This window comes from Niabella sp. (assembly GCF_030150205.1).
GTDB lineage: Bacteria > Bacteroidota > Bacteroidia > Chitinophagales > Chitinophagaceae > Niabella.
Genome location: NZ_JASLGT010000008.1, coordinates 48,775 through 72,738, shown reverse-complemented (window position 1 = coordinate 72,738; position 23,964 = coordinate 48,775). Strand labels below are relative to the sequence as shown.

The following is a 23,964-nucleotide window of genomic DNA, read 5'->3' as shown; positions in this document are numbered from 1 at the left end:
TTAAACTAAATGCATTAGGTAAAATGAAAAAGTGCTTTATTGTTGGGTTCATGCTATTGGTGACGTTCAACCTGTTGGCGGCAAAAGTAGATACGCTGGAAGTATACAGTGCTTCCATGAAAAAGAATATTAAAACCTGCGTAGTATTGCCGGATGGTTATACAAAGGCTAAAAAGTATCCGGTGGTTTACCTGTTACATGGTTACAGCGGCAGTTATGCCTACTGGCCCGGTGTTAAGGGCGCACAGGCTGGTGCAGACCGGTACCAGATGATCCTGGTATGTCCGGACGGTGGCTATGGCAGCTGGTACTGGGATAGCCCCGTTGATCCTTCATTTCAATATGAAACCTTTGTTTCCGGCGAGCTGGTGGCCTGGGTAGATAAGAATTATGCCACCATGGCTTCTCCCAAAAGCCGGGGTATTGCCGGGCTTAGCATGGGCGGACACGGGGCCCTGTATCTTGCCATCAAACACCCGGATGTATTTGGTGCAACGGGCAGTATGAGCGGTGGCGTAGATATCCGGCCCTTCCCCAATAACTGGGATATGGCAAAGCGATTGGGGAAATACAGGGATAACCCGGAGCGCTGGGAAAAAAATACCGTGATCAATATGTTGTATCTTATTGAACCTAAAACCCTGAAAATTATTATCGATTGCGGTACAGAGGACTTTTTTTACAAGGTGAATGAAAACCTGCACCAGGAGTTGTTATTGCGAAATATTCCGCATGACTATATTACCCGGCCGGGCGGACATACATCCACTTACTGGCAAAATGCCATTTATTACCAGTTGCTATTTATGGACCGCTTTTTTACGGAACCGGATGCGGCAAAATAAAGGAATCGATGCCGCAGCTTTAGTACAGGACGCGGGGCAAACAGTAAATAAACGATAAGTATGAGTCAGGAAGCTTTTAACCGGTTGGTGCAGATCATGAATGAGCTAAGGGAGCAATGTCCCTGGGACCGTAAACAAACCATTCATACCCTGCGGCAAATGACCATTGAAGAAACCTATGAGCTGGGCGATGCGATCATCGATGAAAACTGGAAGGACATCCGGGAGGAGTTGGGAGACCTGTTGCTGCACATTGTGTTTTATTCAAAGATAGCAACGGAACAGGAGCAGTTTACCATTGAGGATGTGTTAACCGGCATTGCGGACAAGCTCATCAAACGGCATCCGCATATTTATCCGCCGCAGGAAGCCATTGAAGGCTTAAAAGAAGTGCATACCGAAGAAGACGTTAAAAAAAACTGGGAACAACTAAAATTAAAAGAGGGAAAAACATCCGTATTAAGCGGTGTGCCCCGGTCATTACCCGCCGTGGTAAAAGCGATGCGGCTTCAGGAAAAAGCCCGTCAGGTAGGGTTTGAATGGGAGTCTGCCCCACAGGTTTGGGAAAAGGTGACAGAAGAAACCGGTGAGCTGCTGGAGGCGGTGGAACAAGGGGCACCGGAGCAAATTGAAGAAGAATTTGGCGATTTATTGTTTTCGCTCATCAACTATGCACGGTTTTTGAAGATAGATGCGGAGGCTGCGCTGGAACGCACCAATAAAAAGTTCATTTACCGCTTTACCCGGATGGAACAACTGGCGGCAACAAAAGGCAGCACACTTTCCACGCTAACGCTGGAAGAAATGGACGCTTTATGGAACCAGATAAAAACAGAACCACATTAAAATGAAACAGCGCAGCAGGAATAAGTATTTATGGGAGCTGCTGCTTTTAGGTGTGGCCCTGGCAATTTTTGCAGGGGCGCTTTTGCTGAGTTCCAGTTACCTGAAAAATACATCACTGGATGCCCAGACAAAGATTTTTGAAAGAACGATCAAAAACAGGGTTGCCGAATTTGAGCAGGTGCTGGCCACACCGGAGCTGATGGACCGGCTGACACAGTCACGGGAATCGTCCCGGGATCTGACCAATTTATCCGACGATAAGTTTTATTTCTACCTGTATAAAAATGACCAGGACAAACTCTTCCTGCGGTTCTGGAATACGGGGATCGTAGTGCCTTCCGATGAACTATTATACAACGACCGGGAAGAGCAGGGAGTAAAGCTGGCGAATGGGTACTATTATGCAATCCGGAAACCGGTGCCCAATCATCCCGATTTTACAGCCATCTGCCTGGTGCTGATGAAGTCCTCCTTTTTCGTGGAAACCGAATACCTGCGGGATTCCTATCCCTTCGACAAGGCCATGGACCATGTCATGGATATTGATACCGTGCCCACCTCACATGCGATCAGGGGTATTAACGGGGCGCCGGTGTTTTATTTAAAAAAGAAGCCGGAGGAAAAATTTGCCCGGAAACTGGAGGGTGCAGAACATGTAGTAACAACGGGCATGCAGGAACCATATCCGCATAAAAAACTGTCACAGGATTCGGCTTTTTCTGTAGTATTAAAGATCATCGGCCTGTTCCTCTTTTTTCTTTCCTGCTACCTGTTGCTGGCAAAGCGGTTTGCCGTTTCCAATTACCGGTTGCAGATCTGGCTCCTGCTGGCCTGCCTGCTGGCCTTCCGGATAGGCGCATATGTGATGGGAACTGTCTGGAATTTTTCCGAGTTCCAGTTGTTTGATCCGGATTTATACAGTTCCGGTATCCTGTTGCCCACCTTTGGAGACCTGCTGATCAACAGCCTGCTTTTTTGCTGGCTCAGTGTATTTGTGTGGAACCGTCTTTCTGTACGGCCATTCCCGGCAGAAAAATATTCAAAAAAAGTACTCCGGGTAGCGGGTATCAGTTTCCTGATGATCCTGATTGCGGCTACCTTCAGTATCGCAGGAGTGATCAAAGACAGTATTTCCAGATCGAAGATTTCATTTGATGTAACCAATATCGATAGCCTGAGCATCTTTACGATGGTGGGCTTTCTGATCCTTGCCTGTCTTTGCCTTGGGTTTTACTACCTCAGCAGAACGCTTTACAAATATATTTTTGCAATTTTCCGTACCCATATCTGGCAGGTATACCTGCTAACGGCCATATTGGGATTATTGTCTATTTCCGTATTTGTAAACAGTAAGGATGTTACGTTTTGTCTTCCGGTACTGGCATGGCTGTTAACCTATACCTTTATCTTTACCAGGGAAGAGCGCATCAACCGGTTTATAAAATTCAGCGTGTCCGGAACGGTGCTCTGGATCTTTATATTTTCCATCAGCCTTTGTTTGCTCATGCTGAATGAAATTACGAAGGCCGAAATGAATCTGCGCGTTTTGTACTGCCAGAAACTGGCAACCCAAACAGATCCGGCCAGTGAACGGTTGATCAGTATTGCCAATAAATACCTGGACAGTAATTATTTCCGGAGCAACTTCCAGCGCCTGTATGATGAAGAACAGAATACTTATCTAAGAGATAGCATCCGGCAACGGAACTATATCGGTTACCTGAATAACTATGTAACCAATCTGTATATTTTCGACAGTCTGGACAATCCGTTATATAACCCGTTTCCGCAAACGGTAGCATCCCTCAATACCACTATCGCCAACCGGTCCAGGGCCACCTCTCTGCCCGATATGTACTTTTACGAGTCTGAGGCCTTCGACAATTTTGCCTATATCACACGCAGGATCATTCAGAACGCGGAAACCGGCCGGCTCATCGGCACGGTTTATATTGTTTCAAACCCCCGTAGGTTTGCAGTGGCCAATATCAAACCGGAGCTGTTTAAACAATTTAAACAAGGCGAGTTTTCAAATTCGGCGGTCTACCAGTTTGCTATTTATCACAATAACCAGCTTACTTCTTCATCTGTTTCCAAAAAGTATCCCTTTACCACCACGCTTACGGCAAGCCAGTTCCCGCAAAAAAAAGTAGAGCTGCGGGAGCGGGCAGGATACAATGAAGTGTGGTACCGGGCCAGTGCTTCCAAGGTCATTATTATGGCGCGTAAAAGCGAAATGTTCCTCGAGGCCACTACGTTGTTTTCTTATCTCTTTTGCTCCTTCCTGTTCCTGGTGGCGCTCATCAATGTGCTGATGGTGGTGCTGGGGGCTTTCATGAATAAAAAACTGCTTCGCAATTCTACATTTTTTCCAACCATCCGGAGCCAGATCCACGGTACCTTCATTTTGATCAATGTACTGGCTTTTGTGGTAGTAGGGGCGGCCACGATCTCTTTCTTTGTAAACCGCTTTGAAGAATCGAACAATGACCGCTTAAGCAGAACGATGAACATCATGCTGAATGAGATTACATTGCACGACAGTCTAAGACCGATACTGGAAGGCGGACACTATAGTGAAGATCTCTTTGAAGCCAATGCATTCAATGCTGTCATAAAAAGAGTTTCTGATATTCATGGGCTCGATGTGAACGTATATGATTTTACCGGCGAGCTGCGGGCTACCAGCCAGGCAGATGTGTATGGTCAGGGTGTTTTAAGTACCCGGATGTCGCCCCGTGCTTTTTATAGTTTACTAAGGCAGCGAAGGGCCCAGTACATTCAGAAGGAGCGGGTTTCTGAATTGTCATTCAACACTATTTATGCACCGGTTGGCACGAACAGCGCTGCCCCATATGCCTATCTGAGCATTCCGTACTTTGCCTCGCAGCAGGAACTGAACCAGGAGATCTCTAATTTTTTGATCACATTGATCAATTTGTATGCGTTCATCTTCCTGCTGACCGGCTTGCTGGCCCTGCTCATCACCAATCGTATCACAGGCTCCTTTACAGTGATCAGTAATAAAATGAAGGAGATCAGTCTTTCGCGGGTCAATGAAGAGATCGTATGGGAGCGGAATGATGAAATCGGGCAGTTGGTAAAAGAATACAACAAAATGGTTTCGCAATTACAGAAAAGTGCCGATGTTTTGGCGAAGTCGGAGCGGGAGGAAGCCTGGCGGGAAATGGCACGGCAGGTGGCCCATGAGATCAAGAACCCGCTAACGCCGATGAAGCTGAGTCTTCAGTATCTTCAAAAAGCCATTTCCGAAAACAGTTCCAATGTACAGCAGCTAACCTCCAATGTGGCTAAAACCCTGGTAGAACAGATCGATTATCTTTCAAAGATCGCAGCCGATTTTTCCCAGTTTGCCAATATCAACCATGTAAATGAAATGATCTTTGATCTGCATGAGGTATTGCAGCCGCTGGCGAGCATTTACAGCAAAAATCCCGATGTGGAATTCCGTTGGCACCTGCTGCCCGGCGAGGTAATTATTAGAGCCGATAAGACGCAGATGAACCGCTTATTTACCAATCTTTTTGTAAATGCCATCGATGCCTGCGAAAAAAATACAAAGGGCGTCATCACGGTTAGAGAATCCGTAGAAGGAGGATCGGTTATCATCAGTGTTACGGATAACGGCTCCGGCATCGGTGAGGAAATGCGTGGTAAGATCTTCACACCTAATTTTACCACCAAAAGTTCCGGCACCGGTCTTGGATTGGCCATGTGTAAAGGCATCGTTGAAAAAGCAAACGGAATGATCTGGTTTGAAACGGCGCTGGGTGTAGGTACCACCTTCTTTGTAAAATTACCGGTGATAGCGGAGCGGGGTGTTTAGCGATCCGTTTTCAGGTATCAGCGATCAGTGGTCAGCTTTTAGTTGATATGGCAGGGGATGCAGCACCTGCATCAAACGAAATCCCACCGTCTTCCAGGTTTTCCTGTCCCATGAAACGCGACGTGAAATGCTGAACTTAAACCTGGAACAAACGAATTGCAGCCTTTCGTTTGCTGATGAAATCTTCAAACGCAGGTAATGAAAAACTGCTCAGGTTATATGCCGGCGTCAGTCCGCCCTTCTGCGCAGCGATCACTCCAAACCGGATATCATCAAATCCTTCAATGGTATGGGCGTCGGGGTTAATGGACAGTAAAGCGCCTTTATCCATTGCGTACGAAATCCAGCTCCAGTCCAGGTCAAGCCGGTGCGGATTGGCATTGATCTCAATAACCACTTGGTTGGCAACACAGGCATCAATGATTTTTTTATGATCGATAGGGTAGCCGTTGCGGCTTAGCAGCAGCCTTCCGGTAAGATGGCCCAGGATCGTTGTATAAGGGTTCTCAATGGCCCTCATAAGCCGCTCCATGGCCTTTGTTTCGTTCATATACAGGTTGCTGTGCACAGAGGCAATAACCAGGTCAAAAGTGGCCAGTACTTCGTTGCTGTAATCCAGGCTGCCATCGCCCAGGATATCGCATTCGATGCTTTTATAAATTTTGAAAGGCGCCAGTTTTTTGTTCACTTCATCAATGGCCTGTTGCTGCTGTACAATACGCTCTTCCGTAAGCCCGTTGGCATAGGCTGCCGATTTAGAGTGATCGGAGATGACCAGGTATTCCATTTTTTTATCGATCAGCGCCTTGGCCATTTCCTCAATGGTAAAAAGCCCGTCGGACCAGGTACTGTGGTTGTGAATGATCCCTTTTATATCACTTACCTGGATCAGCTGAGGCAGGTCATGCTTTTCAGCGCGGTCGATCATGGAAACGGATTCGCGCAAACAGGCGGGGATATAGGGAAGCTTTGCTTTCTCAAAGATCTCCGATTCGTTTTGGAACAGCGTGGTGTCGAAGTTACCCGGGTAAAACCGTTCAAGGAAGGCCGCTGAAAACTCCGGAGCTGATGAAGTGTTGAACAAAAACTGGGGAATCTGTTCCAATACCGGGTAAATGCGCAGGCGAAGCCCGTTGTTCAGTTTATAAAGCACACTGCCGGCCGTTTCTTCCAGCAGTTCCGGGGGATAAGCCGTTTGAAATTTTTGCTTTATGATACCTGGCTGCTCCGCTATAATAAATTCCAGTTCATGCAAGGTAGGTAGCTGCCGGTAAAAGTTCCCGGTATTCCATACCTTGCCGGTTCCAAATATTTTTTCAAGATAGTTTTGAATAGAGGGGAAGATCTCGTGGATCTGGGAATAAAGAAAATGTCCTTTGTTCTGGGTGTAAAAATTAATAGACTCTAATATCTTTACCTGTGTCTTTTCTCCAAAGCCTTTGTAGCGGGTAAGCCGGTTCTCAATGCAGGCATATTCCAGTTCGCCAACAGATACAATGCCCATTTCTTTCCAGATGATATGGATCTTTTTAGGGCCCAGTCCTTTCAGTTGCAGCATTTCGGCTACCCCGGGAGGTGTGTCCGTCAAAAGATCTTCCAGTGCCTTCATTTTCCCGGTATCCATCAGTTCAATGATTTTTGCGGCCACGGATGCGCCCAGTCCTTTGATCCCCGCATAACTGCTGCGGTCCATTGCTGTTAATTGCGCGTCCAGTCTTTCGATATGAAATGCGGCGATGGAGTAGGTTTTTGCCTTAAACGCATTCTCGCCATGAATGTCCATTAATTTGGCAAGCAATTCAAAATGATCGGCAATGGTACTGTTATTCATGACTGCAAAGTAGGAAAGGAGGCGCAATAAAAAAAGCCTTCCATCCGGAAGGCCTTTGAATTTCTTTTAGAAAAGAGATTCTTATTTTTTCTTTGCTGCTGCCTTTTTAGGAGCTGCTTTTTTTGCTGCTGCTTTTTTAGGAGCCGCTTTCTTTGCTGCTGCTTTTTTAGGAGCTGCTGCTTTCTTTGCTGCTGCCTTTTTAGGAGCTGCTTTCTTTGCTGCTGCCTTTTTAGGAGCCGCTGCTTTTTTAGGAGCTGCTGCTTTTTTTGCTGCTGCTTTCTTAGGAGCTGCTTTTTTTGCTGCTGCTTTTTTAACTGCCATTTTTTTTGAATTTAATGATTAGTAAATAATGGATTATCGGCGGTAAAATTATACAATTATTTAATGCCGCCAAATTTTTTTTCCACAATTTATTCAGTCACAGCAAAAAGCATCATTATGCCTGGGCTTCGCTTACAGAAACAAAGGTTCTGTTCTTTCTTCCTTTTCTGAATTCAACGATGCCATCAGACAAAGCAAACAGGGTGAAGTCTTTTCCAACGCCTACGTTTTTACCAGGATGGTAAACGGTGCCACGCTGACGAATGATAACATTACCGGCAATAGCAGGCTGACCTCCGAAGATTTTTACTCCAAGACGCTTGCTTTCTGAATCACGGCCGTTTTTAACGCTACCTTCTCCTTTCTTATGTGCCATTTTTTACGAGTTTAAAAGTTGATACTATTAAAAGGCCCACAGGACGATCATACATCAGCCGGTTTGCCCTTCAATTTAATGAACGCTTTATTAAGCGATATTCGTTACTTTAATTTTTGTATAAGCTGTACGGTGCCCTTTCTTTTTGTGAAAACCCTTTCTTCTTTTGGTTTTATAGGCAATAACCGTATCCCCTTTTACATGGTCTACAATTTCTGCGCTTACTTTTGTGGCAACAGTACCGCCAACAGACAAGGTTCCGTCAACGTGCGCCAGTAAAACTTCCAGGTTCACAGCGTCACCGGAATTGCCTTCGATATGTGGCACAAACAGAGTTTGATCTTTTTCAACTTTAAATTGTTGACCGGCCACCTTAATAATTGCTATCATTGTCTAAAAATTAGGACGGCAAAGGTAAGGAGATTTTTTAATTTTGCAAACAGAACCTTTAAATATATCTTCCTTTATATATCCCTTCTCCCATAACAAGCATTATATTTGTAGTTCCGGTACTCCGGTAGCATCGAAAAAATGAATTAATGCAATGAAATTCAAATCGTTCCTGGCCAAGCCCTTTGCATCGATTGTTTCCAAAAATATTAAAAAGGGAATGCATACGGCGGTTGAAGACCAGGAAAATATTCTGAAATACCTGATTAAAACGGCCAAGCTCACCCAGTTTGGGAAAGAACATAAGTTTTCGGAACTAAATGACTACAAGCAATTTAGACAGGCGGTTCCGGTCCGTAACTATGAGCAGCTAAAATCGTATATAGAAGAAATAAAGGCAGGTAAACATAATGTACTCTGGAGGGGTCAGCCGCTGTATTTTGCCAAAACCTCCGGAACGGTAAGCGGCACCAAGTACATACCCATTTCTAAAGAGTCGATCAGCAACCATATCAACGGGGCGCGGAATGCGTTGTTATGCTATATGGCAGAAACCGGAAATACCGCTTTTGCTGATGGAAAACTCATCTTTTTAAGCGGATCGCCGGTGCTGGAGCGGGTAGGAGGCATTCCAACCGGCCGTTTAAGCGGCATTGTAAACCATCACGTACCCCGTTATCTGCGGAAAAACCAGCTCCCGGAATACGAAACCAATTGTATTGAAGACTGGGAAACCAAGCTGGGAAAGATCGTAGATGAAACCATCCGGCAGGATATGACGCTGATCAGCGGCATTCCGCCATGGATGCAGATGTATTTTGATGAACTCATCCGGCGGTCGGGCAAACCGGTGGGAGAGCTGTTCCCGCATTTTTCGGTAATGGTCTATGGCGGGGTTAATTTTGAGCCCTACCAGGCAAAATTATTTCAAAGCATCGGGCGGAAAGTAGATGGTATTGAAACATTCCCCGCCTCCGAAGGCTTTTTCGCTTTCCAGGATACACAAACCGAACCGGGGCTGCTGCTCAATACCAACAGCGGCATCTTTTTTGAGTTTATTCCGGCGGAAGATATCGGCAAGGATAACCCCAGGCGCCTGTCATTGGGTGAAGTGGAAACCGGAGTGAATTATGCGCTCATCATCAACAGCAATGCAGGTTTGTGGGGATATGATATCGGGGATATGGTAAAATTTGTGTCGGTAAATCCCTACCGGTTGGTAGTTACCGGTCGCACCAAGCATTTTATTTCAGCCTTTGGAGAACATGTGATCGGGGAGGAAGTGGAATACAGCTTGTTGCGGGCCGCTAAAGAGCACAATGTACATATTACAGAATTTACGGTAGCCCCGTTTGTAAGTGCGGATGCCGGAAAATCGTACCACCAGTGGTTTGTAGAATTTGAAAATGAGCCGGAAGACATGAATGGCTTTTCGCAGCAGGTAGACCGCTATCTCCGGGAAAAGAATTCCTATTATGATGACCTCATCTCCGGAAATATCCTGCAGCAGCTGATCATCACCCCGGTGAAGAAAAACGGGTTCATCGATTATATGCGCTCTATCGGAAAACTGGGCGGTCAGAATAAAGTGCCGCGTTTAAGCAATGACCGTAAGATTGCAGAGGGCCTCGCACAATGGCTCCGGCACTAGCATTTTTTTATTCCTGAAACAGCCCCTATCTTAGCCGCGTTTAAAGAAAAGAACACTAGAAAAGTAAATGGGAGACGAACGTATGATAAAACGAATCGCCATTTTTGGCTCAACCGGTTCTATCGGAAAGCAGGCTTTGGAGGTGATAGAAAAGAACCCGGATCAGTTTTCTGTAGAAGTATTAACGGCGTTTTCAAATGATCAGCTGCTGATTGAACAGGCGCTGGCCTATAATCCGAATATTGTTGTAATCGGCGATGAAAACAAATATGGTTCTGTAAAAGATGCCCTGGCAAAAACGGATATCAAAGTATTTGCCGGTGAGGATGCCCTGGAAGAAGTAGCAGGTATGGACGTTTATGACCTGATGCTGGCGGCCATCGTGGGTTTTGCAGGATTTAAGCCCACCATCAGGGCTATTGAAAACGGCAAGGCCATCGCCCTGGCCAACAAGGAAACCCTGGTAGTGGCAGGCGATATCGTTATGCAAATGGCGGTAGAGAACCGGGTGCCCATTATCCCGGTAGATTCAGAACATTCTGCAATTTTCCAGTGCCTGATCGGGGAAACCCGCAATAAAATTGAAAAAGTATACCTTACCGCATCCGGCGGGCCATTTATAGGACGGAAGCCCAATTACCTGGTAAATGTAAAAAGAGAACATGCCCTGCAACATCCCAACTGGGAAATGGGGGCTAAGATTTCCATTGATTCGGCTACTTTAATGAATAAGGGTCTGGAAATGATCGAAGCGAAATGGCTCTTTAACCTGAAACCCGATCAGATCGATGTGCTCATCCATCCGCAAAGCGCTATCCATAGTATGGTGCAATTTGAGGATGGCAGTATCAAGGCGCAGATCGGGTTGCCGGATATGCGGCTGCCCATTCAATATGCGATGGGATTTCCGTCGCGGATCCTCAATGATCATCCGCGGTTCGATTTCAAGCGGATGAACACGTTTACATTTGAAGAACCCGACCTGAAAACATTCCGCAACCTGGCCCTGGCAATAGAAGCGCTGGAAACCGGTGGAAACCTGCCCTGTGTAATGAATGCGGCCAATGAAATTGCGGTATACGCGTTCTTAAAAAACCGGATCGGATTCCTTGAAATGACGGATGTGATCGAAAAAGTAATGGCACAGGTAGCCCATGTACCCAGGCCCACACTGGCTGATTATTTTGAAAGCGATGCCGAAGCCCGCACCCTGGCTGCCGACATCATCCGGTTATAAGCAATTGTTAATTGTTTTCCCAGGCTTCATATTTGAAATTTGAAATTTGGAATTTGATGTTTGGGATTTGATATTTGAAATTGATGTTTGGGATTTGATGTTTGATATTTGGAATTTGATGTTTGATATTTGAAAGTCAGAATTTAGGGCTTAGTATTTTATCGCCTTATCTTTGCCATCTTAATAAATGATATATCTTAATAATACATGGTTTTATTAGCATTTAACTGGTCGGCCCTGGGAGCCAATGTTGGTCAGTTTATATTGTCATTCTCCATCCTGATTGCTTTACACGAGTTTGGACATTTTATTACGGCCAAATGGTTTGGCTGCCGCGTTGAAAAATTTTACCTGTTCTTTAATCCCTGGTTTTCGCTTTGGAAAAAGAAAATAGGAGAAACAGAGTATGGTATCGGCTGGGTACCCCTGGGGGGCTATGTAAAGATCAGTGGTATGATTGATGAAAGTATGGACAAAGAGGCCATGAAACAACCGGCCCAGCCCTGGGAGTTCCGTTCAAAGCCGGCCTGGCAACGCCTCATCATCATGCTGGCGGGTGTCATCATCAACTTTGTGCTGGCGCTCATCATTTTTGCCATGATCCTTTTTGTATGGGGCGAAGAGAAACTGCCGGTTGCCAATATGAAATATGGTATTGCTGCAGATTCAATGGCGTTGAAAGTAGGATTGCGGGATGGTGATATCATTACCAAAGTAAACGGCCAGGAGCTGAAATATTTTGACGAACTGCCCAAACGGCTGCTGCTGAGTGAAAAGAATGCGCTCAACGTAACAAGGGATGGTAAGGATACGGTGATCAATTTCCCTCCGGGCTTTTTAAAAGAATTAACCCGGAACCAGCTGAAGAATTTTGTTTCTGTGCGGTTTCCGAATGTGGTGGATAGTGTAGATGGATCCATTGCTAAATTTACTTCCGGTCAATTGCAGAAAGGAGATCGGGTCGTTGGTGTTAACGGAACGCCCGCATTGTATTATAATGATTTTGCAAAGCAGGTAAAAAAATATAAAAATCAAACAGTAAACCTTACAGTGCTGCGTAATACAGATACGGTACAGGTAGGAGCCAAACTCAATGATGCGGGACAAGTGGGCTACATTACCCGGTCTGCATTAAAATTTATTACGTTTGAAAAGAAAGAATACGGCTTCCTGGAGTCCATCCCCGCCGGAATTAAATATGGCGTGAACCGGTTACTCGAATATATCGAAGGCATTAAACTGCTGTTCACTTCCAAAGAACACGCGGTAAGCGATAACCTGGGCAGTGTGATCAGCATCGGTAAAACATTTGGCGGATCCTGGGATTGGGAACGGTTCTGGACCATGACCGGCTTGTTTTCCATCATCCTGGCCTTTATGAACGTGCTGCCCATACCGGCGCTTGATGGAGGGCATGCCCTGTTTACCCTGTATGAAATGATCACCGGGCGGAAGCCGGGCGATAAGTTCATGGAGTATGCCCAGATGGTGGGCATGGTATTATTACTGGGACTAATGGCCTATGCACTGGGGCTCGATATTTTCCGGCTCTTTAAATAGGAGCCGGATCCTCCTTCGGGGATCATAATTGGCAACATATGAGATCAAACCTGGGAAAAGCAATGGCCCATTGCCTGGTCCTGTTCCTTTTTGCCTGCCATACAGCGGAGCAGAAACCGGCACCGGCAATGCACCGGCAGGACACTGCCGTAGCAGTTCCATCACCTCCTCAGCTGGCGCAGCAGGCACTGGATACCAACACTGCATCCTATCATTTTTTAAAAAGATTGGTAATGGGTGAGGCACCGGACGGAAAGTACCGGGAGCTCAACCTGGACAGTCTGCCGTTTTATATTGCACGGGAAGACGAGGGTATGCCTTATACTGTTTATTATTCCATTGTTGCAAACGAGGATCTGAATGGAGACCATGTGCCGGATTATATCATCCGCAGGGAGTCGGAAGGGATGCTGGGCGGAAGCGTACAAACCAACAGCCAGCTGGATTACTATATAATGAAAGACAGCCTGCAATACGACCAGTTGCATTCCATCCTCACCTATGCACCCTTTTCCTATAATATCATTTCGGATTACCGGTTTGAGAAAGGGGTGCTGACCGTTGCTCTTTCAAAAAATTTCCGGACCTATCCCGATGCAAATGAAACGCCGCCAGGGAATTTTCATTTTGTGTATAAGGATGATAATCTTTATGAAACCAGCTATCTGACCAATTGTACCCTTGGAAAATGGAAGGATAAACGCATTTTAAATGATGGCCCCGTAACCGTGACGCGGAAACGCAGCATCGACGAACATAATTTTACTGAAACCCTGGAAGAGAAAATGCAAACCGGCGATACCACCATTACTGCAGCGTTATCGGGCTGTGACAATACCGATCTTCATTTTGAAGTTACTATAGAACATAGCAGGATCGATACCGGTAATGTTGTTGCAAAAAAAGAACTGCTGATCCAGATACTGCGATCGCTGGCAACAAACACGGCATTTGGTGCGGAGCTTAAAAAGCTGGAGCAGTTCTATGCGGCGCAGGATTACCGGGAGGGGAGCACCGACATAGACAACCGGCTTACCGGCGCTGCCTGGATCCGGCAACAAACCAACGGGGCGGTAACCCTGCGTATTAACATTGCCATTACCGAAAATGAAAAACAAGGTGATAACTGGGAGGTGCTGAACCGGGTAAAATAACTGGCTGGGAGGGAATAGCTCCGGTGAACAGGTCCCTTTCCGGCATTACAAGCTGGCGTCATATTGCGCCGTCGCACTAATGAACTGCTATGATTCATGGCTGTCAGTGAAATAAACAGCTGCACCTTTACTGCAGATTTAGTTGTCGTTAATTGCCTGAACAGGAAAAGAACACAGCCGGTCGAAAGGAGGGCTGTATATAATAAATAGGGTTAATTTATTTGATAATCAATAAATTAACCCTATCGGTGGAGGCGAGGGGAGTCGAACCCCTGTCCAAACATATCCTCCAAAGGCCTTCTACATGCTTATTCCTTATATTATTTGTCGGCGCAGCACCGGAAAAGGACAAACCAATGGAACGCTTAGCTGTATGAGTCTTTTGCTACCGGCACAGCCTATTGCAGCAGCATCCTGTTTTGTTTGTTGAGTCGGCGGCGGAGCTTGGTAACAGAACAACCTGCTCAACGCGGCCCTAATGACTACTTAATCACTGATTAGGCAGCCATGGCATACTGAGTATTGCCATTTAAAGTTTGAGTATTCAGATTTACGGGCTAATTACACAACGCCCGACATGCTTCTACCTTCAAAGATCTACGCTGTCAAAACCAAACGCCCCCTGGCGATTGTTCATTCAAAAATCAGCATACAAAGATACGGATTAATTAGTAGATTTACAGCGTTCAGATGAGGTTGTTGTTAAACTGCATTTTTTTCTTTTTGCGACATCTGCAGCCTATCTGATTTTTTTCAATACTTTTTCCACCCGCTTCCGTTTACTTTCCTTTTCAAAATCGTTAAGCCGCGTTGTGAGCGTTTGGACAAAGGCTGCTTTATTACTGTTGTTAATAATGGGCAACGCATTTTCGGCATACATCGGCAGCTGGTTGGCAGGGCAGTGGCGCAGTTGCTCGTTGAACAGCACAAAGGCATCGGCTGCATATTGTTTAACCGTACACAGTTTAATAAGAATGCCAACAAAATGGTCCCGGGTAATTACAGAACCGCTATCTGCTGCTGCGGCCAGTGCCGGAAGCGCTTCAAAAGTGGCACCGGGATTTTCTAAGGCGATAGCATCCAGTGCCGTCATGGCACCCCACTGCAGGCGATTATTTTTGCTGCGAAGCAGCCCGGTAAAATCATTGAAATAGGGTGCAATTAAGGAAGGCTTCAGGTGGCCGGCTTCATATAGGGTTTTGATACAATCCTGCTGAATGTCCTTGCTTTTGTTAGAGAGGTTTTCTACCAGTTCCCGGATGGCCTTTTTATTATTGGTGGTTGCAATCTGTGCAGCGAGCTCCTGGTTGGGGACTTCATCTTTGCGACCCAGGGATGTGGCCAGTTTTTCAATAATGCTCATAGTGTTGTTGTAGGATTTATGAGAAACGCTTTTATATATGGTCAATAATACGATCAGCCGCTGTAAGGTAATAAGAAGCCGGGATTTGATAATGGTTTTTTTAGAACAGCAGGCGGATCGCCGTAGGGTTTACAATGGCATTGATTATCTTAGCCGCATTACTATTGAAACAGATCAATAATGGAGCATCGGTTTACAGAAGAACAACGCAGGCAGACAAACCCCGGGGCAGAACAATTGGATGCGCTTGCCACCGGCCGGAAAAATATTTTTTTCGACCTGGACGGTACGCTAACCGACTCAGGAACCGGGATCATCAATTCCGTACAGTATGCGCTGGCAAAAATGGCGATAGAAGAGCCGCATCCGGACGAGCTTTTCCGGTTTATCGGGCCACCGCTGCATCATACCTTCAGCACCCGCTATGGCCTCACTCATGCAGATGCCAACAGGGCCGTAGGTTTTTACCGCGAATACTTCAGTGAAAAAGGATGGGCAGAGAACCAGGTTTATTCCGGTATCGAAGTGCTGTTGGAACAACTGGCTAAACACCACCGGCTGTTTGTGGTTACATCAAAACCAGAGGTATTTGCGCGCCGGATCATTCATCATTTTAATCTTGCCCCTTTTTTTGAACAGCTTACCGGAAGCGGGCTGGATAATACCATGACCGATAAGACGGAACTGATCCGGTATACCCTGACAACACATCAGCTGAATCCGGAGAAAACTACCATGGTGGGAGACCGGAAATACGATATCATCGGCGCAAAGAATAACCGGGTTACCGCCGCCGGTGTGCTGTACGGGTACGGTACCGAGGCCGAGCTGCTGGAACATAAGGCAGATCATTTGCTAAGAACGGTAGCAGACCTTGGCCGGTTCCTGCTTAACGAATAATTGATATTGATTTTTTAACGAATGGAGTGGCTGGTACGCAGATCTTGCCTATCTTGCTCCGATGAAACGAATTCTTTGTATTGCCCTTTGCTGCTTTTTTATAAAACTGGCTGTAGCTCAGTCCTCCTTTCAGTTTGCCCAGATCTCCGATCTCCATATCGGCTCTAATAATGCCGATGAAGATCTCCGGAGAACCGTAAAAGATATCAACGCCAACCCCGATATCCGCTTTGTGATTGCTTCCGGGGATATTACCGAGTTTGGTGCCGACGCGGAAATAAAACTGGCTAAGCAGATCCTGGATTCATTAAACAAGCCCTGGTACATCATCCCGGGCAATCATGATGATAACTGGTCCGAAAGCGGTACCAATACGTTTAACCGCATATTTGGCAATGAAGTATTTGCCTTCAGTTATGGGGGCATTCATTTCCTGGGTGCCAATTGCGGACCCAATATGAAAATGAGCCCGGGACAGGTGCCTTACGGAAATATTGTGTGGCTGGACTCTGTGCTGGCCACCATTCCTGCAAGAGCACCGGTCATATTTGTGGATCATTATCCCCTGGATTCTTCATTGAATAACTGGTATGAGGTTGCCGACCGTTTAAAGCAGCACAACATCCAGCTATATATGTGCGGGCACGGACACCAGAACCACCAATATGATTTTGAAGGCATCCCCGGTATCATGGGGCGTTCGAACCTGCGGGCAAAAGACAATGTTGGCGGGTACAATATTATAACTGTCGAAAACGGACGTGCTGTTTACAGGGAGCGGAAACCGGGAGTGGAAACAAAAAAGGAGTGGGCCACGGTAGAACTAAAAGACCATCACCTGGATGCCGATACCCGGAGCTGGTTCCGGCCTTCCTATGCCATTAACCAGCAATACCCCCAGGTAAAAGAGATCTGGCGTTACCAGGATTCTTCGGATATCGGTAATGGTTTTGTACTGTATAAAAACCGGATCATTACGCCCGACAGCCGCGGGAGGATCCTGGCCATTGATCCCGTTAAAAACCGGGTGGTATGGCGCTTTGTTACCGGGGGAAAGATCTATGCAGCGCCGGCCATTGAAAAAAATCGCCTGGTCATTCCTTCCACAGATGGTACCATCTATTGTTTGAATGCCGATAATGGAACGCTTCTTTGGTCAGTACCCACTGCCAAATCGATTGTAGCCACGCCGGTGATAAGGGACGGAGCTGTTTTTATAGGATCTTCCGAAGGAAAGTTCCGGGCGCTCCGTTTATCGGATGGTAAAGTCCTTTGGGAATATGACAGTGTAAAGAATTTTGTAAAGGCAATGCCGCTTTATACAGCCGGCAAACTGGTTTTTGGCAGCTGGGGCAATGAACTGTATGCCCTCAATAGCAAAACCGGGAAAGCGGAATGGGTATTCCATGATGGGTACAGCAACCGGATGTTTTCGCCGGCCTCCTGTTTGCCGGTTACCGCTTTTGGCCGTATTTTTATAGTGGCGCCCGACCGGTATATGACGGCACTGGATGCCGCCACCGGCAAACTGATCTGGAAACACCGCTGGAATGAACATTGGGTGCGCGAGTCAATGGGCCTTTCGGCGGATAAAAAACGGGTATTTGCAAAAACCATGCAGGGCCACCTGGTAGGCATCGATACGCAATCCGACAGTGCGGTGATAGCCTGGAAAACGGATAATGTGTTTAACTACGAACTGAATCCCTCAACGATTACAGAACGGAAGGGACGGGTATATGCATTTAGTGATAAAGGCGTCATTGCGGCATTTGACCGTAAAACCGGCGCTACCCTTTGGGTACATAAAGTAGCCAATTGCCTGGTACATGATCTTCAGTTCATCAATGATCAAAAAATAGCCGTAACCACTATGGATGGAAAAGTAGTAGTGCTTCAGGTCAGCAATTGATGCAGCTTCCGGGTTACCATATTATTCATTCCGAAGATGGTTCAGACAGTGTAGGGATCAATGGAACCAATATCAGTTTTCATTCCACACGGGGCGCCTTTACAGAGTCCATGCAGGTATTTATTGAAAACGGACTGAAGTATTACCTGGAGTTGCACCAGCCTGCACAACTCAATATGCTGGAGATCGGGTTTGGTACCGGCTTAAATGCTTTGCTGACGGCACAGGTGTTAAGTGGCCGGAATCTTCAGACCCGGTATACCAGTATCGACCGGTATCCGCTTCCGGATACAGTTTACAGCCGGCTCAATTACGAGGCGTTTACCCATGACTCCGGTTTGTATCAACAATTGATGGCAGCGCCCTGGAATGCGGAAGTGCGGATCAGTGAACAGCTGCTGGTGCAAAAGATCCGGGCGGATCTGCTGGAATATCAACCGGGAAATGTATGTGATCTGTGCTATTTTGATGCCTTTGCGCCGGATGATCAGCCCGAACTCTGGACGCCGGGTGCTTTTGAAATGATCCGGAACCATATGCGTGAAGGCAGTGTATTGGTTACCTACTGTTCCAAATCCAGCGTGCGCAAAACACTGGCCGCAGCGGGCTTTCGGGTAGAAAAACTGAAAGGGCCTCCCGGTAAGCGGGAAGTGGTACGTGCTATCGCCACGTCAGGGCCTTCGGGAAACTAGCGGTTTTCCCCGGATTTTCCGGATCATTTTTTTGATGATCCAGGTAAAGAACAGGATGAATGCCACCGCCATAATAACCGGCACCAGGAAGCTCAGGATAGAGCCCCCGATAGCCGCGGCATTTTCACCCGTGGCTACTACATTGTTACCCACCCCCAGCGTTGTTTTACTGCTTAACAGCCGCAGCAGCCCGGTTCCGGAGGCAATCAGTCCTGCGCCGCCACCGCCTGCAAGAATGCCGATGATCCATTTCATCCAGTCGTTTTCAACAGGGATCACCGATGTGGCCAGCAAGGTGCCGGCAACGGCGGCCAACGGGGCTGCAATGGTATCCAGGATATTGTCGATAAAAGGAATATAATAACCGGCAATTTCGAAAATGGTAGCAATACCTAACGCGATGAGTGCGGGGGTAGAAGAGAGCCATAAAAAGCTTTCTGAAAAATGAAAGAGATTGAACCGGCCGGCAAAACCCGCCACCAGCATGGGAACAAAAACCCTGAAACCGCAACAGGCGGCCAGCGCAATACCAAGAGCGGCAGCCGAGAAGGTTTGTACATCCCAGTTCATACTGTAAGTTACACCAATTTTACAGAATTGCTAAGCGATTTTTGAAGAATGGTCTTAACTGTATGGTACCGGGACCTGCCGGTTCTTATTTGCGATAAAACGACAGATGATGCGGTTCTGAACACCAGCAGTCTGTGACTGTTTTTTAAAGATGCCGGCATAGAGATCCGGCGGCTGAATAAACCCGCCCGGAATTTATTAAAACGCCTAAAGTTGCAATAGGTGTGAAATGAGTTCATTCTTTAAATCGGCTAAGCGCTCCTGGCCACTGCTGTCATTTACCAGCAGGATAATGGCCGCATCCTGATCAGGATAAAGGTAGCACAGCGAACTGAAACCGGATCCGTCCCGGCCGGTATGCATGATAAACGGTACACCATCATCTTCCTTGCCAATCATCCAGCTCAGTCCCAGGCCCGCACCGTCTGGTTTTGTAAAAGTAATTTTATGACTTAGGTTTATAGCTGCATTTTTCTCGTTCAGATTCGCTTTCGCATAGGTAAGCATATCTGGCAGCGTCGAAAACATTGAGGGCGCCGCTCTGAAACCATTATCAGGAATAAACGTTAATACCTTACCCTGTTCATCATGGCCAGGAATCAGTTGTTTTTCTTCCCTGGCGGTTAACTGTGGGGTGGTATTTTTCATTTCAAGCTGCTTTTTCAAAAACGAAGTAACAAGCTGACTGTAAGAAGTATGATAAACACGCTGCAAAATAGCAATCAACACCATCATTGCATTTCCATTATAGCGGTATTTGGTTCCGGGAATCGTATCAGGTGTAAACTGATGCATGTCTCGGAATAAGCTATCCACCGTATAAACACTATAAAACGCCCGGAATGCTTCTGGTTTCAATTTGGTAATACTGTCGAGATATTGGTCGTCATAGTTTCTCGACATGGAAGGCAGCGCCGAGGTATGGTTGGCTAAATCTACCAGCCGCACCGGATGCCCCTGGTATTGTAAATTGGGATAGCTGCCCGGTAAATAGTTCCGGATATCGTCGCTTAGCTGCACTTTCTTATCAACAACCGCCTGGGCAAGCATGATGCCCACAAACGTTTTTGCAATAGATCCTAAACCAAAAAAAGTAGCAGGGGTACTTAAACTGCCCGTTCCGCGATGAAAGGTATAGCCGTGCTGTATACCGTTTTTAATAATTCCAACCGACAAATCAAACGTTACGGGCGATTGCATATAATGCTCAGCGGCCCGTTGCACCAGACTGTCGAGCGGCGTTTTTAACGGGTTATTATGGTTGATGAGCGCTTTTGTATCCGGTTGCTGGCCATTGCCATAATGCGATAAAAGAATGAATACGATGAGGGCTTTCAGATGCATTGACTTCATTTGAATTTGATTTGTTTTTCCTTCGTTTCGCCGGATGAAGTTATAGCGGCGGGTATTTACGATCGTAGTGGTTTTCGTAAGGAGATGCATGCAATGGTCACAGGCTAATACATTTTAGCGAGCGCCTGTATCTCATTAAATGTATACCGGTATACACCAGGCTGTTCCTGTTTTGCTGCTGCAATCATCGCCCGGGCCACATCATTGGCCTCAATGGCTTTGTATTTTGCCCAGGAGCCGGAGAGGAGGGTGGATGCCGGTTTCATGATCCGCTGGCTAATGGCTTCCAGCCGGCGTTTTTCTTCCCGGTGTCCCAGTAATAAGCTGGGTTGAAAAATATGCAAAATAGGCATGCCGGTAGCAATAAGATCTTCCTCTGTTTGCCCTTTCAGTTGCAGGTAAAAGTTGCTGCTGCTGCTGTTGGCTCCCACGGCAGATACCAGCACCATTTGCCGGCAGCCGGTTTCCAGGGCTATCCTGCATACCCGCACCGGAATGTCGTGATCGATTTGCCAGTAGCGTTTTTTATCACCACCCATTTTTTTCAGGGTGGTACCAATAGCGCAGAAGACTACTTCCACCTCCCTGAGTGCCAGCAGCAGGGAATCAGCGTCGCTGAAGTCAACCAGTTTTACATCTTGCTTTGCATGAACCGGTTCCGATGGCCATCGTACCAGTGTTTTTACAATGCCATAGTCCGGGTCGCGGATCAGCTCGCTTAATAAATGCGATCCGATAAGACCGCCGGACCCAATGATTGCTGCAGTTTTTTTTCCCATAGAAAGAATAATGTTACTTTGCAATAGTTTAAAGCTATGGAAATTTTAGATCATATTTCTTTAAAACCCTATAACAGTTTTGGTATTGAGGCGGAGGCCCGGTATTTTGCTCGTACCACTTCCGTTGCCGGATTAAAGGAAGCGCTGGAATGGGCACAGAAACGGGCGCTGCCTACGCTGGTGATTGGCGGGGGAAGCAACCTGCTGTTAACCGGACCGTATAACGGGCTCGTGATAAAAAACGAATTGCGGGGATACGAAGTATTGCGCAGGGATGATGACGCTGTTTTTGTAAACGTTTGCGCCGGGGAGATCTGGCATCAGTTTGTGTTGCACTGCCTGGAGCATCAGTATGCAGGGGTTGAGAACCTGGCACTGATTCCCGGCTGTGTAGGCGCTTCCCCGATGCAGAATATCGGTGCTTATGGGGTGGAGATCCGGGATGTATTTGAAGAACTTACCGCGGTGCACCGGTATGAAGGATATACCCGCACCTTTACAAATGCTGAATGCGCCTTCGGATACCGCGAAAGTGTTTTCAAAAATATACACCGGGATCAATTTGTGATTACGGATGTTACCTACCGTCTTCGTACAAAACCGGTGTTTCATATCGAGTATGGTGCCATACGGCAGGAACTGGAACGATTGCAGGTTTCAGAACTCTCGATACAGGCCATTGCCCGGGCTGTTATTAATATCCGGTCTTCTAAGCTCCCGGATCCGGCGGTGATCGGAAATGCCGGAAGCTTTTTTAAAAACCCTTCTGTAACCCGGGCTAAATATGAGGCACTGAAAGCAGCATATCCCGAAATGGTGGCCTATGAAAACGAAGACGGAACCATGAAGCTGGCTGCCGGCTGGCTGATTGAGCAGGCTGGATGGAAAGGATACCGGAAGGGCGATGCAGGCGTGCACGAAAAACAGGCACTGGTACTGGTAAACTACCGACAAGCCTCCGGCCACGAAATCCTGGAAGTCTGCAACCAGGTGATCGATGCAGTGATGAAAAAGTACGGCGTGGAGCTGCATCCTGAAGTAAATATTGTCTGAGAGGAGGGGGCGTTTTTAGTCGTCAGTTTTCAGTCGTCAGTCGTCAGTTGTCAGCGGTCAGCTTTTAGCTTTCAGATGATCCGGCGTGGTTTGTGATTTTGTTTTTTGATCTTTGGATTTTGGTCTTTAGCCTTTTGGTCTTTGTTTTTTGGTTCCTGGATCTTGTCCTTTTTTATAATTTAGTATTTAATATTTAGAATTTCAGCGGTCAGCTTTTAGCTTTCAGATGATTCTGTATGCTTTACAATTTTGTCTTTTGATCTTTGGATCTTGGATCTTGTTTTTTTAGAATTTAGTATTTCCCTTGGTTCTTGTTATTTGATTTTTGATTTATTCATGACTTGTTTTAGCGCCACCCCCCGGTGTATAACACTTAGAATTTAGTATTTAAAATTTGGTGCTTTTCCTGCCTCTTGTTATTTGATTTTTCACCTGTCAATAAAGCCGGCTCCTGGTATCCGAATACAGTATGTCCCCAATTCGCGCCGAAATGCCTACTTTTGCGCAAATTTTGTAAAAATGAAAAGATCTTTATTGCTAACAATGGCCTGCATGTTAACGGGGATGACCCTGTTTGCTCAAAGAAGTTTCTATGGACGTCCGATCCGTTTAGGATTTAAGGTAGATCCTGTATTTGTGAACACGCTGCGCCCGCTTGAAAATGGACTGGAAAAAGATGGTTCCGGTTTTGGTGTAAACTATGGCTTGATGGCCGATATCCAGTTCTCTGACACGCGCGGAGCCTTTGCCACCGGGCTGGAAGTAGCACATGCATCCTCCTCCATCCTGATTAAGGATGCCTCAAAAGGATTGTATTCCGGCAACGATAATCAGAAGTACAAACTGAAGTTGCAGTATCTGCAAATTCCGTTGAGTGTAAAATTAAAAACAAATGATATTAACGGTCTACGGTGGTGGGGACAATTTGGTACCTATATGGGCGCGCTGATCGGTTCCCGGTTAGATTATACCTCCGGCTCAAAGTCTGAAACGAACGTAAATGCAATGAACAAAACCAATAAAGTAAATATGGGATTGTTGCTGGGTGCCGGTGGGGAGTACCGCCTTGCTGAAAAAACAGATCTGTATTTCGGACTGGGTTTTGAAAACGGGTTTACCGATATTACCAGGAACAAAGACTGGAACGACGATAAAGTAGCCTTAAATCGCTGGGCACTTCGCCTGGGTGTATTTTTCTAATAAACATGGAAATAAAAGAAAAGGTCGTAACCCCGGTTACGGCCTTTTTTATTGCCCGGCAGATGAAAAAAGGGGCGACAATTC

General features: G+C 46.5%; 20 protein-coding genes and 1 other RNA gene. 12 read left to right on the top strand and 9 right to left on the bottom strand.

Annotation, left to right across the window (positions count from 1 at the left end):
* Nucleotides 1-23: 23 nt before the first annotated feature.
* The 3 genes from Q1V85_RS05145 to Q1V85_RS05135 are packed head-to-tail and all read left to right on the top strand — an operon-like array spanning nucleotide 24 to nucleotide 5,538.
* Nucleotides 24-845 carry an alpha/beta hydrolase-fold protein gene (locus Q1V85_RS05145; protein WP_300598131.1) on the top strand — a complete coding sequence of 274 codons (822 nt, stop codon included), beginning with the start codon at nucleotides 24-26 and terminating at the stop codon, nucleotides 843-845.
* 60 nt (nucleotides 846-905) lie between these two features.
* Nucleotides 906-1,691: a nucleoside triphosphate pyrophosphohydrolase gene (mazG, locus tag Q1V85_RS05140; protein ID WP_300598129.1), complete on the top strand. Its 786-nt coding sequence runs from the start codon at nucleotides 906-908 to the stop codon at nucleotides 1,689-1,691.
* A gap of 1 nt (nucleotide 1,692) precedes the next feature.
* Nucleotides 1,693-5,538, top strand: coding sequence for a HAMP domain-containing sensor histidine kinase (locus tag Q1V85_RS05135; protein ID WP_300598127.1), 3,846 nt, complete (start codon nucleotides 1,693-1,695; stop codon nucleotides 5,536-5,538).
* A 136-nt stretch (nucleotides 5,539-5,674) separates the two neighbouring features.
* Here the strand turns inward: Q1V85_RS05135 and Q1V85_RS05130 are convergent, their stop codons facing one another.
* From Q1V85_RS05130 to rplU, 4 genes are all read right to left on the bottom strand, one after another.
* Nucleotides 5,675-7,369, bottom strand: coding sequence for a helix-hairpin-helix domain-containing protein (locus Q1V85_RS05130; protein WP_300598125.1), 1,695 nt, complete (start codon nucleotides 7,367-7,369; stop codon nucleotides 5,675-5,677).
* An 81-nt stretch (nucleotides 7,370-7,450) separates the two neighbouring features.
* A complete protein-coding gene (locus tag Q1V85_RS05125) occupies nucleotides 7,451-7,690 on the bottom strand; it encodes a hypothetical protein (RefSeq protein ID WP_300598123.1) in 240 nt (79 codons plus the stop codon).
* 115 nt (nucleotides 7,691-7,805) lie between these two features.
* Nucleotides 7,806-8,066 carry a 50S ribosomal protein L27 gene (gene rpmA / locus Q1V85_RS05120; protein WP_018630198.1) on the bottom strand — a complete coding sequence of 87 codons (261 nt, stop codon included), beginning with the start codon at nucleotides 8,064-8,066 and terminating at the stop codon, nucleotides 7,806-7,808.
* A gap of 90 nt (nucleotides 8,067-8,156) precedes the next feature.
* On the bottom strand, nucleotides 8,157-8,456 hold the full coding sequence (gene rplU, locus Q1V85_RS05115) for a 50S ribosomal protein L21 (protein WP_300598120.1): 300 nt from the start codon (nucleotides 8,454-8,456) through the stop codon (nucleotides 8,157-8,159).
* Nucleotides 8,457-8,610: 154 nt separating this feature from the next.
* Between rplU and Q1V85_RS05110 the strand changes: the two genes are divergently transcribed.
* From Q1V85_RS05110 to Q1V85_RS05095, 4 genes are all read left to right on the top strand, one after another.
* Entirely contained in the window at nucleotides 8,611-10,107 is a 1,497-nt protein-coding gene (locus Q1V85_RS05110; RefSeq protein WP_300598118.1) for a GH3 auxin-responsive promoter family protein, read from the top strand.
* A gap of 67 nt (nucleotides 10,108-10,174) precedes the next feature.
* Entirely contained in the window at nucleotides 10,175-11,344 is a 1,170-nt protein-coding gene (locus tag Q1V85_RS05105; RefSeq protein WP_300598116.1) for a 1-deoxy-D-xylulose-5-phosphate reductoisomerase, read from the top strand.
* 207 nt (nucleotides 11,345-11,551) lie between these two features.
* Nucleotides 11,552-12,904, top strand: coding sequence for an RIP metalloprotease RseP (gene rseP / locus Q1V85_RS05100; protein ID WP_300598114.1), 1,353 nt, complete (start codon nucleotides 11,552-11,554; stop codon nucleotides 12,902-12,904).
* A 38-nt stretch (nucleotides 12,905-12,942) separates the two neighbouring features.
* Nucleotides 12,943-14,058 (top strand): hypothetical protein, encoded by a 1,116-nt coding sequence (locus tag Q1V85_RS05095; RefSeq protein ID WP_300598112.1) that lies wholly within the window; start codon nucleotides 12,943-12,945, stop codon nucleotides 14,056-14,058.
* 246 nt (nucleotides 14,059-14,304) lie between these two features.
* On the opposite strand, the gene ssrA is transcribed toward Q1V85_RS05095, so the two are convergent.
* Nucleotides 14,305-14,681: a transfer-messenger RNA gene (gene ssrA, locus Q1V85_RS05090) on the bottom strand.
* A 116-nt stretch (nucleotides 14,682-14,797) separates the two neighbouring features.
* Nucleotides 14,798-15,421 (bottom strand): hypothetical protein, encoded by a 624-nt coding sequence (locus Q1V85_RS05085; protein ID WP_300598110.1) that lies wholly within the window; start codon nucleotides 15,419-15,421, stop codon nucleotides 14,798-14,800.
* A gap of 180 nt (nucleotides 15,422-15,601) precedes the next feature.
* Between Q1V85_RS05085 and Q1V85_RS05080 the strand changes: the two genes are divergently transcribed.
* From Q1V85_RS05080 to mnmD, 3 genes are all read left to right on the top strand, one after another.
* A complete protein-coding gene (locus tag Q1V85_RS05080; protein ID WP_300598108.1) occupies nucleotides 15,602-16,321 on the top strand; it encodes an HAD family hydrolase in 720 nt (239 codons plus the stop codon).
* Nucleotides 16,322-16,382: 61 nt separating this feature from the next.
* Complete coding sequence (locus Q1V85_RS05075; RefSeq protein ID WP_300598106.1) at nucleotides 16,383-18,233, top strand: PQQ-binding-like beta-propeller repeat protein; 1,851 nt, start codon at nucleotides 16,383-16,385, stop codon at nucleotides 18,231-18,233.
* The gene (gene mnmD / locus Q1V85_RS05070; RefSeq protein ID WP_300598104.1) at nucleotides 18,233-18,925 is read left to right on the top strand and encodes a tRNA (5-methylaminomethyl-2-thiouridine)(34)-methyltransferase MnmD; all 693 of its coding nucleotides are present in this window, start codon (nucleotides 18,233-18,235) and stop codon (nucleotides 18,923-18,925) included. The genes Q1V85_RS05075 and mnmD overlap by 1 nt, the downstream gene beginning before the upstream one ends.
* Here mnmD and Q1V85_RS05065 read toward each other — a convergent pair.
* From Q1V85_RS05065 to Q1V85_RS05055, 3 genes are all read right to left on the bottom strand, one after another.
* Nucleotides 18,905-19,495, bottom strand: a complete 591-nt coding sequence (locus Q1V85_RS05065; protein ID WP_300598102.1) for a DUF4126 domain-containing protein — start codon at nucleotides 19,493-19,495, stop codon at nucleotides 18,905-18,907. The two genes, mnmD and Q1V85_RS05065, sit on opposite strands and share 21 nt — an antisense overlap.
* A gap of 207 nt (nucleotides 19,496-19,702) precedes the next feature.
* Entirely contained in the window at nucleotides 19,703-20,848 is a 1,146-nt protein-coding gene (locus Q1V85_RS05060; RefSeq protein ID WP_300598100.1) for a serine hydrolase domain-containing protein, read from the bottom strand.
* 104 nt (nucleotides 20,849-20,952) lie between these two features.
* The gene (locus Q1V85_RS05055) at nucleotides 20,953-21,627 is read right to left on the bottom strand and encodes an NAD(P)H-binding protein (protein WP_300598098.1); all 675 of its coding nucleotides are present in this window, start codon (nucleotides 21,625-21,627) and stop codon (nucleotides 20,953-20,955) included.
* 36 nt (nucleotides 21,628-21,663) lie between these two features.
* On the opposite strand from Q1V85_RS05055, the gene murB reads away from it, so the two are divergent.
* Entirely contained in the window at nucleotides 21,664-22,680 is a 1,017-nt protein-coding gene (murB, locus tag Q1V85_RS05050; protein WP_300598096.1) for a UDP-N-acetylmuramate dehydrogenase, read from the top strand.
* Nucleotides 22,681-23,199: 519 nt separating this feature from the next.
* Entirely contained in the window at nucleotides 23,200-23,880 is a 681-nt protein-coding gene (locus tag Q1V85_RS05045; RefSeq protein ID WP_300598094.1) for a porin family protein, read from the top strand.
* Nucleotides 23,881-23,964: the final 84 nt, after the last annotated feature.

Excerpts from the sequence above, each read along its gene's own strand:
- Q1V85_RS05085 (WP_300598110.1), bottom strand. The coding sequence starts at position 15,421 with ATGAGCATTATTGAAAAACTGGCCACATCCCTGGGTCGCAAAGATGAA.
- Q1V85_RS05095 (WP_300598112.1), top strand. The coding sequence starts at position 12,943 with ATGAGATCAAACCTGGGAAAAGCAATGGCCCATTGCCTGGTCCTGTTC.
- Q1V85_RS05060 (WP_300598100.1), bottom strand. The coding sequence starts at position 20,848 with ATGAAGTCAATGCATCTGAAAGCCCTCATCGTATTCATTCTTTTATCG.
- rseP (WP_300598114.1), top strand. The coding sequence starts at position 11,552 with ATGGTTTTATTAGCATTTAACTGGTCGGCCCTGGGAGCCAATGTTGGT.
- Q1V85_RS05125 (WP_300598123.1), bottom strand. The coding sequence starts at position 7,690 with ATGGCAGTTAAAAAAGCAGCAGCAAAAAAAGCAGCTCCTAAGAAAGCA.
- rpmA (WP_018630198.1), bottom strand. The coding sequence starts at position 8,066 with ATGGCACATAAGAAAGGAGAAGGTAGCGTTAAAAACGGCCGTGATTCA.
- Q1V85_RS05045 (WP_300598094.1), top strand. The coding sequence starts at position 23,200 with ATGAAAAGATCTTTATTGCTAACAATGGCCTGCATGTTAACGGGGATG.
- Q1V85_RS05105 (WP_300598116.1), top strand. The coding sequence starts at position 10,175 with ATGGGAGACGAACGTATGATAAAACGAATCGCCATTTTTGGCTCAACC.
- murB (WP_300598096.1), top strand. The coding sequence starts at position 21,664 with ATGGAAATTTTAGATCATATTTCTTTAAAACCCTATAACAGTTTTGGT.
- Q1V85_RS05110 (WP_300598118.1), top strand. The coding sequence starts at position 8,611 with ATGAAATTCAAATCGTTCCTGGCCAAGCCCTTTGCATCGATTGTTTCC.
- Q1V85_RS05055 (WP_300598098.1), bottom strand. The coding sequence starts at position 21,627 with ATGGGAAAAAAAACTGCAGCAATCATTGGGTCCGGCGGTCTTATCGGA.
- Q1V85_RS05065 (WP_300598102.1), bottom strand. The coding sequence starts at position 19,495 with ATGAACTGGGATGTACAAACCTTCTCGGCTGCCGCTCTTGGTATTGCG.
- Q1V85_RS05075 (WP_300598106.1), top strand. The coding sequence starts at position 16,383 with ATGAAACGAATTCTTTGTATTGCCCTTTGCTGCTTTTTTATAAAACTG.
- rplU (WP_300598120.1), bottom strand. The coding sequence starts at position 8,456 with ATGATAGCAATTATTAAGGTGGCCGGTCAACAATTTAAAGTTGAAAAA.
- mazG (WP_300598129.1), top strand. The coding sequence starts at position 906 with ATGAGTCAGGAAGCTTTTAACCGGTTGGTGCAGATCATGAATGAGCTA.
- mnmD (WP_300598104.1), top strand. The coding sequence starts at position 18,233 with ATGCAGCTTCCGGGTTACCATATTATTCATTCCGAAGATGGTTCAGAC.
- Q1V85_RS05135 (WP_300598127.1), top strand. The coding sequence starts at position 1,693 with ATGAAACAGCGCAGCAGGAATAAGTATTTATGGGAGCTGCTGCTTTTA.
- Q1V85_RS05080 (WP_300598108.1), top strand. The coding sequence starts at position 15,602 with ATGGAGCATCGGTTTACAGAAGAACAACGCAGGCAGACAAACCCCGGG.
- Q1V85_RS05130 (WP_300598125.1), bottom strand. The coding sequence starts at position 7,369 with ATGAATAACAGTACCATTGCCGATCATTTTGAATTGCTTGCCAAATTA.
- Q1V85_RS05145 (WP_300598131.1), top strand. The coding sequence starts at position 24 with ATGAAAAAGTGCTTTATTGTTGGGTTCATGCTATTGGTGACGTTCAAC.